Raw genomic sequence first — 16,162 nt, forward strand, 5'->3', positions numbered from 1 at the left:
TCAGTAGACGCGCGCCTTGGGCGCGATCTTGGCCGGGTCGATGCCGCCCAGCTCGGGCGGGGTGAGCGGTTCGGTATGCACCGGGCGGTAGTCCAGCTCGACCTTGCCCTCATACGAGACGCGCGCGATGGTGTGCTTGCGCCAGTTGACGTCGTCGCGCTCGGGATAGTCCTCGCGCGCATGGGCGCCGCGACTCTCGTGCCGGGCCTCGGCGCTGAACACGGTGGCCAGCGCGTTGGGCATGAGGTTGTCCAGCTCGAGCGTCTCCATCAGGTCCGAGTTCCAGATCAGCGAGCGGTCGGTGACGCGCACGTCGGCGAACTCCTTGCGGATCTGGGTCATCTCGGCGCAGCCCTGACGCAGGGTCGGCTCGTCGCGGAAGACCGCCGCGTTGTTCTGCATCGAGCGCTGCATCTTCAGCCGCAGCTCGGCCGTGGGGATCGCGCCGTTCGCGTGGCGCAGGCGGTCGAAGCGATCGAGCGCCTTCTCGACCGAGGCCTGGTTGAGCGGGCGGTTGGGCTCCTTGGGATCGACCACCTCGCGCGCGCGCAGCGCCGCGGCGCGGCCGAACACGACAAGGTCGATCAGCGAGTTGGACCCCAGCCGGTTCGCGCCGTGCACCGAGGCGCAGCCCGCCTCGCCCACGGCCATCAGGCCGGGCACCGTGCGGTCGGGGTCGCCCTCGACGGGGTTCAGCACCTCGCCCCAGTAGTTCGTGGGAATGCCGCCCATGTTGTAGTGCACGGTGGGCAGGACCGGGATCGGCTCCTTGGTCACGTCCACGCCGGCGAAGATGCGCGCGCTTTCCGAGATGCCGGGCAGGCGCTCGGCCAGCGTCTCGGGCGGCAGGTGGTCGAGATGCAGGTAGATGTGGTCCTTGAGCGGGCCGACGCCGCGGCCCTCGCGGATCTCGATGGTCATGCAGCGGCTGACGACGTCGCGGCTGGCCAGGTCCTTGTAGGTGGGGGCGTAGCGCTCCATGAAGCGCTCGCCTTCCGAGTTGGTCAGATAGCCGCCCTCGCCGCGCGCGCCCTCGGTGATGAGGCAGCCGGCGCCGTAGATGCCGGTGGGGTGGAACTGAACGAACTCCATGTCCTGCAGCGGCAGGCCGGCGCGCGCGACCATGCCGCCGCCGTCGCCGGTGCAGGTGTGCGCCGAGGTGGCCGAGAAATAGGCGCGCCCGTAGCCGCCGGTGGCCAGCACGACCATCTTGGCGTTGAAGCGGTGCAGTGTGCCGTCGTCCAGCTTCCAGGCCAGCACGCCCTGGCACGCGCCGTCCTCGGTCATGATCAGGTCGATGGCGAAGTATTCGATGTAGAACTCGGCCTTCTGCTTGAGCGACTGGCCGTAGAGCGTGTGCAGGATCGCGTGACCGGTCCGGTCGGCCGCGGCGCAGGTGCGCTGCACGGGCGGCCCCTCGCCGAACTCGGTGGTGTGGCCGCCGAAGGGGCGCTGGTAGATCCGGCCGTCCTCGGTGCGCGAGAAGGGCACGCCGTAGTGCTCCAGCTCGTAGACCGCCTTGGGCGCCTCGCGCGCGAGGTATTCCATCGCGTCCATGTCGCCCAGCCAGTCCGACCCCTTGACGGTGTCGTACATGTGCCACTGCCAGTTGTCGGGGCCCATGTTGCCCAGGCTCGCGGCGATGCCGCCCTGCGCGGCGACGGTGTGCGAGCGGGTGGGGAACACCTTGGTCACGCAGGCCGTCCTGAGCCCCTGCTCGGCCATGCCGAGGGTCGCCCGAAGGCCGGCGCCGCCGGCGCCGACGACGACGACGTCATAGGTGTGGTCGTGAATCTCGTAAGCCGCCATGATCTTTTCCATTGTGCCTGAAGGGGCGCGTCCCTCGCGCCCGAGGGGGCGCGCCGGGGGCGTGAGCGGGTCGCGGCGCCGTCAGGCGGCGCCGAAGGCGATGCGCGCCACGGCGAAGACGCCGGCGACGCCGAACAGCCCGCAGAAGAAGGTCGAGGCGGTCAGCGCCGCGATGCGCCGGCCGGGGTGGTGCACGTAGTCCTCGATCACCACCTGAAGGCCCTGGTGCAGGTGCTTGAACATCACCGCCAGGAACAGGATCGTGACGACGGCGTTCCAGGGATCGGCGAAGGTGGCCAGCACCTCTTCGCGCGGCGCGCCGATGGCGCCGGCGATGGGGAACAGCGCCAGGATGGTCAGCGGGACCAGCGCGGCCGAGGTCATGCGCTGGCTCCACCAGTGGTGAACGCCGTCATGCGCCGAGCCCAGGCCCAGCGCCCGCGCCATCGGGGTCTTGAAGTCGGTCATCGTTCGTCCTCCCTCAGAGCGCCAGGAACCAGATGAGCAGCGTCAGCACGCCCGAGGCGACCAGAATGATCTGCCCGATCAGGTCGTTGAGCTTGATGTCGTAGCCGTAGCCCATGTCCATCCACAGATGGCGCAGGCCGGTTCCGAAGTGATAGACCAGCGCCCAGGTCGAGCCGAACAGGATCAGAAGGCCGATCCAGCTGGTCAGGACCGCGTCGGCGGCGGCGAAGGCCTCGGGGCCCGAAGCGGCGGCGAACAGCCACCACACGATCAGCGCGGCGGCCAGCGTCATGCCCACGCCGGTGATGCGGTGGAAGATCGACATCGCCGAGTTCAGCTGCGGGCGGTAGATCTGAAGATGCGGCGACAGGGGGCGGTTTCCCCGGTTCACGTCGGCCATGCTCTCTCCCCTGACTTGTCCGGAGCGCGTCGCCCCGGCTTGGCTGCGGGTCCCTCGGGCGTCGTGGCGGCGCCGGGATCTCGCGCGTCGGCTCCGTTCCGGGCGGGCCCGCGCGGGCGGCGCGGACGGGCGGACGCGCAAGCGGTATAGCAGGAAATTCGCGGATTCCAAACGCCGCGCGCGGGCGCGGGGCCGCATGGATGACGAAAATCCGCATCATCCGGCGTCTTTGTGATCACGCCGGCATTTGGTGTGATCACAAAAGCTCGCGCCCCGCCCGCGGCGCGACTCACATCGGGATCAGCGCCCAGTAGTCCAGATCCAGAAGCACGCCCGGCGCATGGCGCCCGCTCTCGTCGCGCAGCGGCCCCGAGGCCGCCTCGGGGCGCGCCGCCACCAGGCGCAGGCGCAGCGCGCCGACGCCGGGGGCGGGGGTCTCGGCCTTGTCCAGCACCTCGGACCAGGCGTGCACCGTGTCGCCGGCGAAGCACGGCGCCACATGCGCGCCGGCGTTGATGGCGGCGATCATCTGCGCGTTCGCCAGCCCGTTGAAGCTGAGCGCCCGCGCCAGGCTGATCACATGCCCGCCATAGATCAGTCGCCGGCCGTCCTCGCGCGCGTTGACGTTGAAATGCACCTTGGCCGTGTTCTGCCACAGGCGCGTGGCCATCATGTGCTCGGCCTCTTCGATGGTGACGCCGTCCACATGGTCGATGCGCTCGCCCACCGCGTAGTCGCCCCAGCGGTGCGGCTCGCCCGCCAGGCCGAAATCGTAGTCGGTGAAGTCGAGCCCCGCCGGCACGACCAGCGCCGAGGCCGCCACCGCGGGCGCCAGCTCGGGCACGACGGTCTGCGGAGCCGGCGCCTCGGGGTCGCGCTTGCGCACCATCACCCAGCGCGCCCAGCTCATCACAGGCTCGCCGCGCTGGTCGGTCGCGGTCGAGCGCACCCACACCACGCCCGTGCGCCCGTTCGAGTTCTGCTTGAGGCCGATCACCTCGGAGGTGGTGGCGATGGTGTCGCCCGGATAGACCGGCCGCAGGAAGCGGCACTCGGCATAGCCCAGATTGGCCACGGCGTTGAGCGACACGTCGGGCACCGTCTTGCCGAAGGCGACGTGAAAGCCGATCAGCTCCTCGAGCGGGCTGCGCGGCAGGCCGCAGGCGCGGGCGAAGTCGTCGGAGGAGTAGAGCGCGAAGCGCGTCGGATACAGCGCCCCGTAAAGCGCGCGGTCGCCCTCGGTCAGGGTGCGCGGCGTGGCGTGGCGCAGGATCTGCCCGACGTGGAAATCCTCGAAGAAGTTGCCGGGATTGGTTTTCGGGGCCTTGGCCTCGGTCATGGGACGCGCTCCGGGTAATTTCATGTCACGACGACGCGCTGCACAATAAGCATCTTGCGCGGCGCCGCAAGCCCGCTCAGTAGCGCACCCGAAGGTTCAGCGAGCCGAATTGCGAGGGGCCGTCCTGCTCCTGATATTCCTCGAGGCGCAGCACATGCGTGTAGGCCAGCTCGACCCGGCCCAGCTGCACCGCCAGCCCGGCCAGAAAGTCGGCGGTGGTGCGGCGGATGGTGACGCCGCGGGGGCCGCCGAAGGTGTTGCCCTCGAGAAAGATGTTGCGCCCCACCAGCCGCCCCTCGGCCCCGACGAAAAGCTGCCAGCTCAGCCCCCGCGTCGCGCGGAAGAAACCGGGCGAGGACACCGCCGGGCGCACGCGCGGCGGGCCGTAATCGTCGGCCAGGTCGCGGCCGATGCGCAGCGTCGCCCCGGCGGCGGCCGAGCTGTCGACATTGCCCAGCGTCAGGTTGAAATGCGGCGCCGCGTCCGCCTGCAGGTCCAGCGCCGGCAGCGGCAGGGCGGCGCCGAAGCGGTATTTGCGGTCGTAGATCAGGCGGATGCCCGGCTCGTCGCGGATCTGCGTGTCCCAGCCGTTGGGGATCGGGCTGTTGATCAGCTTGTGCACGAAGGTCTGCACCGGTTCGGCCAGCGCCGATGGCCCGACCACGCCGATCTCGATCGAGAACGAATCGAGCCGGTCGCCCCGGTCGGCGGACAGGCCGTATCCGGCGTAGAGAAAGCCCGCATAGGGCCGCTGGTCGGGCGGCGGGTTGCGCAGCGTGATGTCGGGGGGCGTATACATGTTCTGCCCCAGGGCGAAGGATTCGCGCCAGTCCGCGCCGGGGCTCAGCCGCGCCAGGCGCGCGCGCGCCGCCCGCCCCAGCGCGCTCAGCCTGCCGCGCGGGCGCACATAGTCGAGCCGCACGCCGTTGGTGTAGTCCTGATCGCTGCCGGCGAAGACGTCGTTCTCGAAAGTGAAGCCCAGCGTGCCGCGCGCCGGATCGGGCGCCTGCTGCGCCGCGGCGACGCCGGCCCACAGCCAGGCCAGCGCCAGAGCCGCGGCGACGGGGCGCGGCCTCATTGCTCGCGCAGGGGGCGCGCGGGGTCGTAGACGCCCGGCTTGTCCTTGACCACCGCCTGGGCGCAGCGCATCACCCCGCGCGCGGCGTCGAAGGCGTAGGCGGGCGAGCCATGCAGCCGCCAGCCTTCGTTGAGCGCCTCGGTGACCTTGCGGCAGAAGGCGGCGTCGTCGTCGGCGGTGAGCAGGCGGTAGAGCTTCATCGACGTTCTCCGGCGGGGGCGGGCTCAGCCCGGGAAGACGGGTCGGCCGAGCCAGCCATGGATGGCCGCGATGGCGGCGTAGGCGACCAGGGTGATGGCGACCAGGATCAGATCCTTGCGCAGCGGCGCGGGGGCGGGGCGCGTCCATGCGCCGTCGCGGGCGTTGGCCGCGCGCATCGCCGCAAGCGCCCACAGGCCCATGCCGCCGAACAGCGCCGCCGAGGCCGCGTCGCCGTTCACCAGCAGATGCGCCGCCGCCCACACCGCCACCGCGCTCAGCATCGGATGGCGCACGAAGCGCTTGACGTTGCCGGTCGAGTGGCTGGCGCCGAATAGCCCCACGGCGAACAGCATGAGCAGGTTGTTGAGATGGCGCGTCCAGGCGGGCGGCTCCCACAGCGGGATGAAGTCGGCCTGCCGGTAGCCGACGACCATCAGCGCGATCGCGGCCAGCGCCGCCAGCGAGAACAGCCCCTTGTAGGCGTTCTCGCCCAGGCGCGCGGCCAGCGCGGCGCGCGCGCCGGGGGCGACCAGCGGGAAAAGGTGGCCGATCCACCACAGCGCAAGTCCGAGGATGAGCAGGGTCATGGGCGGCTCCTTGCCGTTTCCGCGGCCATCTGAGGGGCCATGTCGCGGCCCGGTTCGGCGCGGATCATAGCGCGCCGCGCGCCGCGCGCCAGAGCGAAGATGGCGCCTACACCCCCAGATGGCGGTCGCGCAGCTCGGGCGTCAGCGTCGAGGGCGGGCCGCTCCAGACCGTGACGCCCTTTTCCAGGATCACGCAGGCATCCGCCAGGCGCAGCATCTCGCGCAGGGTCTTGTCCACGATCAGAATGGCCTGCCCCTCGGCCTTGAGCGCGGCAAGGGCCGACCAGATCTCGCGCCGCACGGCGGGGGCCAGGCCTTCGGTCGCCTCGTCCAGGATCAGAAGGCGCGGATTGGTGGCCAGCGCGCGGCCCACGGCCAGCATCTGCTGCTCGCCGCCCGACAGGGTGCGGGCAAGCTGGCCGCGCCGCTCGGCCAGGCGGGGAAACAGCGCGGCGATGCGCTCGATCGTCCACGGGCCGGGGCGGGCGGTGGCCAGAAGGTTCTCCTCGACCGTCAGATTGCCGAAGCAGCGCCGGCCCTCGGGGCACAGGCCAAGCCCCAGCCGCGCCGCCCGGTGCGGCGGCAGGCGCGAGATGTCGCGGCCCATGAAGGCGATATCGCCCGAGCGGTGGGGCAGAAGGCGGCAGATGGCGCGGATGGTCGTCGTCTTGCCCATGCCGTTGCGGCCCATGAGCGCCACGACCTGCCCCGCGCGCACCTCGAGGTCCACGCCGAACAGGGCCTGGGCGGGGCCGTAGAAGGCGGTCACGTCGCGCAAGCGCAAAAGGGCGTCAGACATCGGCGGCCTCGGGTTGGTCGTCCTGTCCCAGATAGGTCGCGCGCACCGCCGCGTCGGCGCGGATCGCGGCGGGCGGGCCGTGAGCGATGACGCGGCCCATCGCAAGAACGGTGATGCGGTCGGCCAGGCGAAACACCGCGTCCATGTCGTGCTCGACCAGCAGGATCGGAACCTCGCGGCGCAGGGCGTCGAGCAGCTCGGTCATCTGCGCCGCGCCCTCGGGGCCCATCCCGGCCAGCGGCTCGTCCAGCAGCAGCGCGCGCGGCGCGCCGGCCAGCGCGCAGGCCAGCTCAAGGCGGCGGCGCTCGCCATGCGAAAGCTCGGCCGCGGGCGTGTCGGCCCGCGCGGCCAGCCCCACGCGCGCCAGCGCGGCGTCGGCGGCCTCGGTCAGCGCGCGCTCGCGCATGAGCGGGCGCACGAAGCCCCACGCCCCGCCCGCGCGCGCCAGCGCCCCGATCATGGCGTTGCGCCGCGCCGACAGCGGCAGCGCCAGCGTCGAGACCTGGAACGTCCGCCCCAGCCCCAGCCGCGCGCGCCGCGCCGGCGACAGGCGCGTGACGTCGCGCCCGGCCAGCAGCACGCGCCCCGCATCGGGCCGGATCCAGCCGGCGATCTGGCCGATCAGCGTCGACTTGCCGGCGCCGTTCGGCCCGATCAGCGCGTGGATTTCGCCCGCCCGCAGGTCGAGCGAGACCCTGTCCGAGGCCACCAGCCCCCCGAAGGCCTTGCTCAGCCCCTCGACCCGCAGCGCCGCTTCAGCCATGGCGCGCCCTCCCGGCCAGAAGGCCCAGAAGCCCGCCCCGCGCGAACAGCGTCACGCCCAGAAGCAGCGCGCCGAAGACCAGGACCCAGCGCTCGGTCGCCGCGCCCAGGAAGTGTTCGAGCAGCACGAAGGCCGCCGCCCCCGCCACCGGGCCGCCCAGCCGCCCGACGCCGCCCAGGATGACGAAGGCCATCAGCTCGCCCGACATCTTCCACGACAGCGCCGAGGGGCCGACGAACCCGTTCAGATCCGCGTTCAGCGCCCCCGCCACCGCCGTCACGGCGCCCGACAGGGCGAAGGCGGTCAGCCGGACGGGAAAGGGATCGACCCCCGCGCTGGCCAGCCGCGCCTCGCTCAGCCGCGCCATGGTCAGCGCCGCGCCGAAGCGCGCGCGCATGATGCGCGCCGTGCCCGCCAGCGTCGCCGCCAGCCAGACGAAGCATATGGCGAAGAAGGTGAAGGGATCGTAGACGTCCAGCCCCTCGATGCCGTTGCGCAGGTAGATGGGCAGCCCGTCCTCGCCGCCATAGGCCGGCCAGGAGATGGCGAAGTAGTAGAACATCTGCGCGAAGGCGAGGGTGATCATGATGAACTGCACCCCCGAGGTGCGCAGCGACAGCGCCCCGATCAGCAGCGCCGCCAGCCCGCCCGTCGCCGCCGCCGCGGCCCAGACGACGATCATCCGGTCCGTGCCGGGCACAAGGACGGGCCAGCTCGCCAGCGGGATCTGGTTCGCCGCGTGCCACGCCGCCACCCCGGCCGCATAGCCGCCCAGCCCGAAGAAGGCCGCATGGCCGAAGCTGACCATGCCGCCGAAGCCCAGCGCCAGGTTCAGCCCCGCCGCCGCCATGGCCAGGATCGCCACGCGTGCGGCCATGTTGACGTAGAAGGGCTCGCCCAGCGCATGCGCGCCCGCCGCCGCCGCCGCAAGCGCGGCCAGCAGCGCCAGCGTCGCCCTGGTGTCGCGCGCGTCCTCAGCCATCGGCCGGAAACAGTCCCTTGGGCCGCAGAACCAGCACCGCGGCCATGAGCATGTAGATCAGCATCGAGGCGACCGCCGCGCCCGCGCCCGCGGCCGTGGCCGGGTCCCAGATGCGCGCGAACAGCGCCGGCAGCAGCGCGCGGCCCATCGTGTCGGTCACGCCCACCAGCATCGCTCCAGCGAACGCGCCCTTCACCGAGCCCACGCCCCCGATCACGATCACCACGAAGGCCAGGATCAGCACCGGCTCGCCCATGTCCGCCTGCACCGAGCGCAGCGCGCCCACCATGGCCCCCGCGAACCCCGCCAGGCCCGCGCCCAGGGCGAAGACGGCGGTGTAGAGCAGCGCCACGTTCACCCCCAGCGCGGCCACCATCTCGCGGTCGGACTCGCCGGCGCGGATGCGCATGCCCAGCCGCGTGCGCGCGATCAGCGCGTGCAGCCCGGCCGCCGCCGCAAGCCCCGCGACGATGATCGCCAGGCGGTAGGCCGGATAGGCGCCGCCGCCCGGCAGCGGCACGGCGCCCGACAGCGCCGCCGGCGGGTCGAGCCACAGCGGCTGCGGGCCGAAGATCCACCGCGCCGCATCCGAGAAGATCAGCGCCAGCGCGAAGGTGGCCAGAACCTGATCGAGATGATCGCGCCCGTAAAGCCGGCGCACGACCAAGAGCTCGACCGCCGCGCCCGCCGCCGCCGCCGCCAGCGCGCCGCCCGCGAGGCCCAGCCAGAACGATCCCGTCTCGCGCGTCAGGAAGGCGCAGGCATAGGCGCCGGTCATGAACAGCGCGCCATGCGCCAGGTTGATGAGCCCCATCACCCCGAAGATCAGCGTCAGCCCCGCCGCGGCCAGGAACAGCATCACCCCCAGCTGCACGCCGTTCAGCGCCTGCTCGAGCGCCAGCGCCGCGCTCATGGACGCGGCCCCGGGCCAAGTCGGCGGGCGGCGCCCGGCATCGGCGGGCGCCGGCGGGCGGTCACATGCGGCATTGCGCGGCGTAGGCGTCCTGCCGGTCGCGCATGGCGACGCCGATCAGGCGGTTGGTCGGCTTGCCGTCGCCGGGCACGACCTCGCGCACGTAGATGTCCTGGATCGGGTGGTGGTTGGGGCCGAAGCGGAACTTGCCGCGCACGCTCTCGAAGCGGGCGGCGCGCAGCGCCTCGCGGAAGGCGTCGGGCTCCTTGACCGGGTCGGCCGCGTCCAGCGCCGACAGGATCAGCCGCGCCGCGTCGTAGCCCTGGCTGGCGTAGAGCGTGGGCGTGCGGCCATGGGTCTTGCGGAAGGCCTCGACGAAGGCGCGGTTGGCCGCGTTGTCCAGGTCATAGGCCCATTGCGAGGTGTTGCGCGCGCCGATCGCCGCGTCGCCGACCGCGCCCAGGATCACCTCGTCGAACGAGAAGGCCGGGCCGAACACCGGCAGCGTCATGCCCGCGCCGGCATATTGCTTGAGAAAGGCGATGCCCATGCCGCCGGGCAGGAAGAAGAACACCGAGTCGGCGTCCGAGGCGCGGATGCGCGCGATCTCGGCCGCATAGTCGGTCTGCCCGAGCTTCGTGTAGAGCTCGCCGCCCACATCCGCGCCGAAGGTGGACTTGAACCCCGTCAGCGCATCGGTTCCGGCCGGGTAGTTGGGCGCCAGGATGAAGGGCCGCTTGAACCCCTGCGCCTTCATGTAGGCGCCCATCGCCGCGTGCAGGTCGTCGTTCTGCCAGGCGACGTTGAAGTAGTTGCGATGGCAGCCGCGGCCGGCCAGCGCGCTGGGCCCCGCATTGGGCGAGATGTAGAACACCCCCTGGCGCACCGCCGAGGGCACGACCGCCATGGCCAGGTTCGACCAGATGATGCCGGTCAGGATCGCGACCTTGTCCTTCTGGATCATCTCGTCGGCCAGGCTCTTGGCCATGTCGGGCTTGCGCGCGTCGTCGCGCACGATCAGCTCGACGTCCTTGCGCCCGGCCTGTTCGAGCGCGAGCTGGAAGCCGTCGCGCACGTCCACCCCCAGATGCGCGCCGCCGCCCGACAGCGTGGTGATCATGCCGATGCGCGTCGGATCGGCGGCGGCGCCGCCTGCGGCGACGATGGCGGCCAGCGCGGCGCCCAGAATTCGCTTCTTCATCCCTCGGTCTCCCTGTTGCGCGGATCTTCCCGCCCGTCGGCGCGGGGGCGTCCTTAGGCACAGCTGGGCGCAACGCGGCGCCGATTGCAAGCCCCCGCCTTGTCGCGCCCGCTCAGCCTTGCTGCATGCGGGCGATGGCCTCGGCCTTGGCCAGAAGGGCGCGGGCGGTCTCGACGTGCAGGTTCTCGACGATGCGCCCGTCCACCACCGCAAGGCCCTTGCCCTCGGCCAGCGCCTGCTCGTAGGCCTCGACCTGACGGCGCGCCAGGGCCAGATCCTCGGCCGAGGGGGCGAAGACCTCGTTCGCCACGGCCAGCTGGGCGGGGTGGATCAGCGTCTTGCCGTCGAAGCCCATGCGCCGGCCCTGAAGGCACTCGGCGCGCAGACCCTCTTCGTCCAGATAGGCGTTGTAGACGCCGTCCACGCAGGCCAGGCCATGCGCGCGCGCCGCCAGAAGGCACATGCCCAGCGCGGTCAGGAGGGGTTCGCGGCCGGGCACGTGCTCGGCGCCCAGCTCCTTGACCAGATCGTTCGTGCCCAGCACGAAGCAGGCCAGCCGCGGCGTCGCGGCGGCGATGCGCTCGGCGGCCAGCACGCCCTGGGGGGTCTCCATCATCGCCCAGATGGCGCAGCTTTCGGGCGCGCCGGCGGCGGTCATGCGCCGCTCGACCTCGAGCAGATCCTCGGGGGCGCCGACCTTGGGCACGAGAATGGCGTCGGGGCCGGCCGCGGCGGCGGCTTCCAGATCGGCCGCGCCCCATTCGGTGTCGAGGCCGTTGATGCGCACCGCCACCTCGCGATGGCCGAAGCCGCCCTCGCGCACGGTGCGGGCGACCATCTCGCGCGCGGCGGCCTTGTCGGCGGGGCCGACCGCGTCCTCAAGGTCGAGAATGAGCGAATCGGCGGGCAGGCTGCGGGCCTTTTCCAGCGCCCGGGCCTTCGAGCCGGGCATGTAGAGAACCGAGCGGCGCGGGCGGACGATGCGGGCGGGATGGGTCATGGCGTGCGGTCGGGTCCGTTCGTGTGATGGGGCCGCTAGGCGGCGTCTTTCGGGTCGGCCGAAGCTGTATCGCGCCGCAGCATCGTGCGCAAGAAAATGTCGCGTTGCGTGCATCGCGTGCGGTTTCGTTGCGCGCGCTGGGCGGCCCGCGCCCGCGTTAACCCTATCTTGAGCCTTCCGCGCCATCCTGATCGCAGCCGCCGCCCGCGGCGCGCGGCCTCCGGCAGGGGGCGCGCGGCGGGCGCGGGGTCCGCGCGAGGAACCGGCGTTCCGCAAGGACCCCGTCGCGCGGCCGGCCCGCGCGCGCGGCCGCGGGCGCCTCAGGAGGCGTCGAGCAGATGATCAGGCCCATTCTCATTCCCTTGCTTCCGGTTCTGGCCGCCGCGTCATGCGTGGCGGCGACCGCAACGGCGGACGATGCGGCGGGCGTTTCCGCGCCCGCCGCCGCGGCGCGCTTCGCCGCGCCGCCCGCGCCCGCCGCGCCGGCCGAGGCCGCGCCCTTCATCCGTTCGGGCGCGATCGCGGCGCGCGCGCCGGGCGCGTCCTGCGGGCCGCGCGCGCGGATGCTGGCGCTGGCGCGCGGCCCGCGCGGCGCGGCGCGTCGGCTGGGGCTTGGCCTTCAGGGCGGGGACGCGGTGGTCGAGCTGTTCGCCGAGGAAGGCGGCGCCTGGCGCATCCTCGTGACCGACCCCGAAGGGCGCAGCTGCCTGGCCGCGCAGGGCGCCGGGTGGATCGGGACCGCGCCGGCGCCCGCGCCCGCCGGCCGCGAGGGCTGAGGGGCCGCCCCCCGTCCGCGGTCGCCTGCGGCGACAGAGGGGGCGGGCGGCGGCAAGGGCGAGAGGCGGCCCGGTCGCCCTCGCCCTCGTCCGGGGCGTCGCCGCGAGCGTTGCGGGGGCCGCCTCGGGGGCCGCGGCGGGGGCTTGAGCGAACGCCGCCGCGGCGCGGCCGCCGGGGTCGCCCCCCGGTCTTCCAATGCGTCTCCCAATTCGTCGCCCCGTTCGTGGCCCCGTTCGTCGCGCTGGCCGTCGCCCCTGCGGCGGCGCCGTCGCCCGGCTCGATCGCGCCGGGCGCAAGCGCGCGCGCCGCCCAGGGCGCGGGGCGGCGCAGCTGATCCTTTCGGTTTGCCGCGAAGATGAATATCCTCATCCTCCCGACGGGCGCGCAAGACGCCCGCGGGGAGGGGGCGCGCCGCGCCGCCGCGCCGAGCGGGGAGGGAATTGATGTCGGCTCAAACCATCCTGATCGCAGAGGACGAGCCGCATATCGTCGAGTCGCTGCGTTTCCTGCTTGAGCGCGAGGGCTATCGCGTCAGCGCGGCGGGCGACGGAGAGGCGGCGCTGCGCCTGGCGGCGGCCACGCGCCCCAGCCTGCTGATCCTGGACGTGATGCTGCCGCGCATGAACGGCTTCGAGGTGTTGCGCCGCCTGCGCGCCGACGCGGCGCTGCGCGGCACGCCGGTGCTGATGCTGACCGCCAAGGGGCAGAGCCATGACCGGCGCACGGCGCAGGAGATCGGCGCCGACGCCTTCATCACCAAGCCCTTCTCGAACAGCGACGTGGTGGCGCAGGTGCGCAGGCTGGCGCGGGCATGAGCGGACCGGACAAGCCCGACCCGCCCTCGGGCCCCGGCGCCGAGGACGCCCCGCGCGCCCTGCGCCGGCGCCGGATCGAGGCGCAGGCCGCCCTGCTGCCGGCGCTGGGGCTGTTCGCGCTTACGCCGCCCTTCATCCGCGTCTTCGCCGAGGGGCGCGGGCCGTTCGGCGCGCCGCTCATCCTTCTTTACATCGGCGGGGTCTGGCTGGCGCTGATCGTGGCGGCGCGGGCGCTGTCGCGGGCGCTCGAGCGGCGATGACGCTCTCGGCCGACCTCGTCCTTGGCGTGGCGCTGGGCTATGTGGCCGTGCTTTTCGCCGTCGCCTTCTGGGGCGACCGGCGCACGCGGGCGGGGCGCGGGCGGTGGCTGCAGTCGCCCCTGATCTACACCCTGTCCATTTCGGTCTACTGCACCTCGTGGACCTTCTACGGCGCGGTCGGTTCGGCGGCGCGCAACGGGCTCGAGTTCCTGACCATCTATCTGGGCCCGGCGCTGGTGTTCGTGGGCTGGCGCACGCTGCTGCGCAAGCTGGTGCGCATCGGGCGCACGCAGCGCATCACCTCGATCGCGGACCTTCTGTCCTCGCGCTATGGCAAGAGCCCGGCGCTGGCCGTGCTGGTCACGGTCATCGCGGTCATGGCCGCCACCCCCTACATCGCGCTGCAGCTCAAGGCGGTGACCGCCTCGTTCCAGCTCATCGGCGGGCCGGACCGGACGGGGGGGCTGGCCACGGCCTTCTGGGCGGCGGCGGGCATGGCGGCGTTCACCATCCTGTTCGGCACGCGCAACGTCGATGCGAACGAGCGCCACCACGGCGTCGTCGCCGCCATCGCGGTCGAGGCGCTGGTCAAGCTGTTCGCGCTGCTGGCGGTGGGGGTGTGGGTGACCTGGGGGCTGATGGGCGGCGCGCAGCCCGTCTTCGCCGCGCTGACGCCCGAGATGCTGCGCGCGCCCGAGGTGTTCGACGCGCGCTGGACGGCGATCACCCTGCTTTCGGCCGCGGCGGTGATCTGCCTGCCGCGCCAGTTCCAGGTGACGGTGGTCGAGAACACCGACGAGCGCCACCTGTCGACCGCCGCCTGGCTGTTCCCCCTCTATCTGCTGCTGATCTGCCTGTTCGCGCTGCCCATCGCGGCGGCCGGGCTGGCGCATGCGCCGCCGGGCTCGGACACCGACATGTTCGTGCTGACGCTGCCCATGGCGCATGGGCAGGAGGCGCTGGCCATGCTTGCCTTCCTCGGCGGCTTCTCGTCGGCGACGTCGATGGTGATCGTGGCTTCGATCGCGCTTTCGACCATGGTCTCGAACCACGTCATCACGCCGCTGGCGCTGCGCGCCTCGGCCGACGGGCTGCAAAGCTCGGGCGACGTGCGGCGGCTGCTGCTGACCAGCCGGCGCTTCTCGATCGTGGGCATCATCGGGCTGGGCTTTCTGTATCATACGCTGACCGAGGGCGCGGGGGCGCTGTTCTCGATCGGGCTGATCGCCTTCGTGGGCGTGGCGCAGTTCCTGCCGCCGCTGATCGGGGGGCTTTACTGGCGCCAGGCGACGGGGCTGGGGGCGATCTGCGGGCTGACGGCGGGCGCGGCGGTCTGGGCCTATGCGCTGGCGCTGCCGTCCTTCGGGGGCTCGGCGCTGATGCCGGCCGAGGTGATCGCCGACGGCCCGTTCGGGATCGCGCTGCTGCGCCCGCAGGCGCTGTTCGGGCTGTCGGGCATGGACCCCATCGTGCACGCGACCTTCTGGAGCCTGTCGCTGAACGCCGGCCTTCTGGTCGCGGTGTCGCTGGCGCGCGACCCCAAGCCGCTCGAATGGCTGCAATCGGCGCTGTTCGTGGACGTGTTCCGCGCCGGCGGCGGCGATGCGGCCGAGCGCTTCGTGCGCCGCTCGGCCGCGTCCGAGGATCTGTTCGTGCTGGCCAGCCGCATCCTCGGCGCCGATCCCGCGCGGCGCCTGTTCGACGAGGCCGCGCGCCAGCAGGGCCGCGCCTCGGGGCTGCCCGAGGCGGACGACGCCTTCATCGCGCGGCTCGAGCGCGAGCTGGCCGGCTCGGTCGGCGCGGCCTCGGCGCATGCCATGGTCAGCCAGGCGACGGGGGCCGAGACCATCTCGCTCAGCGAGCTGATGAAGATCGCCGACGAGACCGCCCAGATCATGGAGTATTCCGCCGCGCTCGAGCGCAAGAGCGCCGAGCTCGAGCGCGCCGCCGCGCAGCTGCGCGAGGCCAACGAGCAGCTGCGCCGTCTGGACGCGCAGAAGGACGACTTCCTGAGCCAGGTCAGCCACGAGCTGCGCACCCCCATGACGGCGGTGCGGTCGTTCGCCGAGATCCTGCTCGATTCGCCCGACCTGGACGCCGCGCAGGTCCGGCGCTTCATTGGCATCATTCACGAGGAGAGCCTGCGGCTGACGCGCCTGCTGGACCAGATCCTGGAGCTGAGCGTGCTCGAACGCGGCGAGATGCGCCTGCGCCTGGGCCCCACCGACGTCATGGCCGCCGCGCGGCGGGCCGCGGAGACGGCGCTGGGGGTGGCGCGCGGGGCGCGCGCGCGCATCGAGTTCGCGCCCCTTCCCGAGGGCCTGCCCGAGCCGCTGATCGTGCGCGCCGAGCCCGACCGCCTGGCGCAGGTGTTCCTCAACCTGTTCTCGAACGCGATGAAATATTCCGACCGCGACGAGCCGCGCATCGTCGTTTCCGCCCGTCGCGAGGGCGGGCAGGCGGTGATCAGCGTGCGCGACGACGGGCCGGGGGTGGCCCCCGAGGATCGCGCGCGCATCTTCCGCAAGTTCTCGCGCGGCTGGGACCGGACCGATTCGGGCGGCGCGGGTCTGGGGCTTGCGATCAGCCGCGAGATCATGCGCATGTTCGGCGGCGATCTGTCGCTGGCGCCGGGCGCGGGGCGCGGGGCCTGCTTCGAGGTGCGCCTGCCGCTTGAAGCCGCGGGCGCGGATCGGGCGGACGGCCCCCCGCAGGACGACCCCCCGCAGGACGGCCCCCCGCAGGACGGCCCGCCGGCGGGGGGCTGAGG

17 protein-coding genes are annotated in these 16,162 nt (G+C 72.7%); 4 read left to right on the plus strand and 13 right to left on the minus strand.

From position 1 onward, the window contains the following. The 13 genes from sdhA to LY05_RS08980 form a co-directional block, all read right to left on the minus strand. Positions 1–1,809: a succinate dehydrogenase flavoprotein subunit gene (sdhA, locus tag LY05_RS08920; protein WP_148922896.1), complete on the minus strand. Its 1,809-nt coding sequence runs from the start codon at positions 1,807–1,809 to the stop codon at positions 1–3. Positions 1,810–1,890: 81 nt separating this feature from the next. Beyond that, positions 1,891–2,277, minus strand: coding sequence for a succinate dehydrogenase, hydrophobic membrane anchor protein (sdhD, locus tag LY05_RS08925; protein WP_072747340.1), 387 nt, complete (start codon positions 2,275–2,277; stop codon positions 1,891–1,893). 13 nt (positions 2,278–2,290) lie between these two features. Beyond that, positions 2,291–2,677, minus strand: a complete 387-nt coding sequence (gene sdhC, locus LY05_RS08930) for a succinate dehydrogenase, cytochrome b556 subunit (protein WP_148922897.1) — start codon at positions 2,675–2,677, stop codon at positions 2,291–2,293. A 289-nt stretch (positions 2,678–2,966) separates the two neighbouring features. Continuing rightward, entirely contained in the window at positions 2,967–4,016 is a 1,050-nt protein-coding gene (locus tag LY05_RS08935; RefSeq protein ID WP_148922898.1) for a MaoC family dehydratase, read from the minus strand. Positions 4,017–4,092: 76 nt separating this feature from the next. Next, on the minus strand, positions 4,093–5,094 hold the full coding sequence (locus LY05_RS08940; RefSeq protein WP_148922899.1) for a lipid A deacylase LpxR family protein: 1,002 nt from the start codon (positions 5,092–5,094) through the stop codon (positions 4,093–4,095). After that, the gene (locus tag LY05_RS08945; protein ID WP_072747344.1) at positions 5,091–5,294 is read right to left on the minus strand and encodes a DUF1737 domain-containing protein; all 204 of its coding nucleotides are present in this window, start codon (positions 5,292–5,294) and stop codon (positions 5,091–5,093) included. The genes LY05_RS08940 and LY05_RS08945 overlap by 4 nt, the downstream gene beginning before the upstream one ends. 24 nt (positions 5,295–5,318) lie before the next feature. Beyond that, positions 5,319–5,882 carry an NnrU family protein gene (locus LY05_RS08950; protein WP_148922900.1) on the minus strand — a complete coding sequence of 188 codons (564 nt, stop codon included), beginning with the start codon at positions 5,880–5,882 and terminating at the stop codon, positions 5,319–5,321. 106 nt (positions 5,883–5,988) lie between these two features. Beyond that, the gene (locus tag LY05_RS08955) at positions 5,989–6,681 is read right to left on the minus strand and encodes an ABC transporter ATP-binding protein (RefSeq protein WP_148922901.1); all 693 of its coding nucleotides are present in this window, start codon (positions 6,679–6,681) and stop codon (positions 5,989–5,991) included. Next, positions 6,674–7,444 (minus strand): ABC transporter ATP-binding protein, encoded by a 771-nt coding sequence (locus LY05_RS08960; RefSeq protein ID WP_148922902.1) that lies wholly within the window; start codon positions 7,442–7,444, stop codon positions 6,674–6,676. Before LY05_RS08960 ends, LY05_RS08955 begins: the two co-directional genes overlap by 8 nt. Further along, positions 7,437–8,426, minus strand: coding sequence for a branched-chain amino acid ABC transporter permease (locus LY05_RS08965; RefSeq protein ID WP_148922903.1), 990 nt, complete (start codon positions 8,424–8,426; stop codon positions 7,437–7,439). The genes LY05_RS08960 and LY05_RS08965 overlap by 8 nt, the downstream gene beginning before the upstream one ends. Then, a complete protein-coding gene (locus LY05_RS08970) occupies positions 8,419–9,339 on the minus strand; it encodes a branched-chain amino acid ABC transporter permease (RefSeq protein ID WP_148922904.1) in 921 nt (306 codons plus the stop codon). Before LY05_RS08970 ends, LY05_RS08965 begins: the two co-directional genes overlap by 8 nt. 61 nt (positions 9,340–9,400) lie before the next feature. Beyond that, positions 9,401–10,540, minus strand: coding sequence for an ABC transporter substrate-binding protein (locus LY05_RS08975; RefSeq protein WP_148922905.1), 1,140 nt, complete (start codon positions 10,538–10,540; stop codon positions 9,401–9,403). Positions 10,541–10,652: 112 nt separating this feature from the next. Next, positions 10,653–11,540, minus strand: coding sequence for an HpcH/HpaI aldolase/citrate lyase family protein (locus tag LY05_RS08980; protein WP_148922906.1), 888 nt, complete (start codon positions 11,538–11,540; stop codon positions 10,653–10,655). Between the two features lie 338 nt (positions 11,541–11,878). Between LY05_RS08980 and LY05_RS15130 the strand changes: the two genes are divergently transcribed. The 4 genes from LY05_RS15130 (at position 11,879) to LY05_RS09000 (ending at position 16,160) form a co-directional block, all read left to right on the plus strand. Then, complete coding sequence (locus tag LY05_RS15130) at positions 11,879–12,316, plus strand: hypothetical protein (protein ID WP_170258920.1); 438 nt, start codon at positions 11,879–11,881, stop codon at positions 12,314–12,316. Positions 12,317–12,760: 444 nt separating this feature from the next. After that, positions 12,761–13,132: a response regulator transcription factor gene (locus LY05_RS08990; RefSeq protein WP_072747353.1), complete on the plus strand. Its 372-nt coding sequence runs from the start codon at positions 12,761–12,763 to the stop codon at positions 13,130–13,132. Next, complete coding sequence (locus LY05_RS08995) at positions 13,129–13,392, plus strand: hypothetical protein (protein ID WP_072747354.1); 264 nt, start codon at positions 13,129–13,131, stop codon at positions 13,390–13,392. Before LY05_RS08990 ends, LY05_RS08995 begins: the two co-directional genes overlap by 4 nt. Beyond that, positions 13,389–16,160 (plus strand): sensor histidine kinase, encoded by a 2,772-nt coding sequence (locus LY05_RS09000; RefSeq protein ID WP_148922908.1) that lies wholly within the window; start codon positions 13,389–13,391, stop codon positions 16,158–16,160. Before LY05_RS08995 ends, LY05_RS09000 begins: the two co-directional genes overlap by 4 nt. The last annotated feature ends 2 nt before the right edge of the window (positions 16,161–16,162 follow it).

It is taken from the genome of Oceanicella actignis (assembly GCF_008124525.1).
Lineage (GTDB): Bacteria > Pseudomonadota > Alphaproteobacteria > Rhodobacterales > Rhodobacteraceae > Oceanicella > Oceanicella actignis.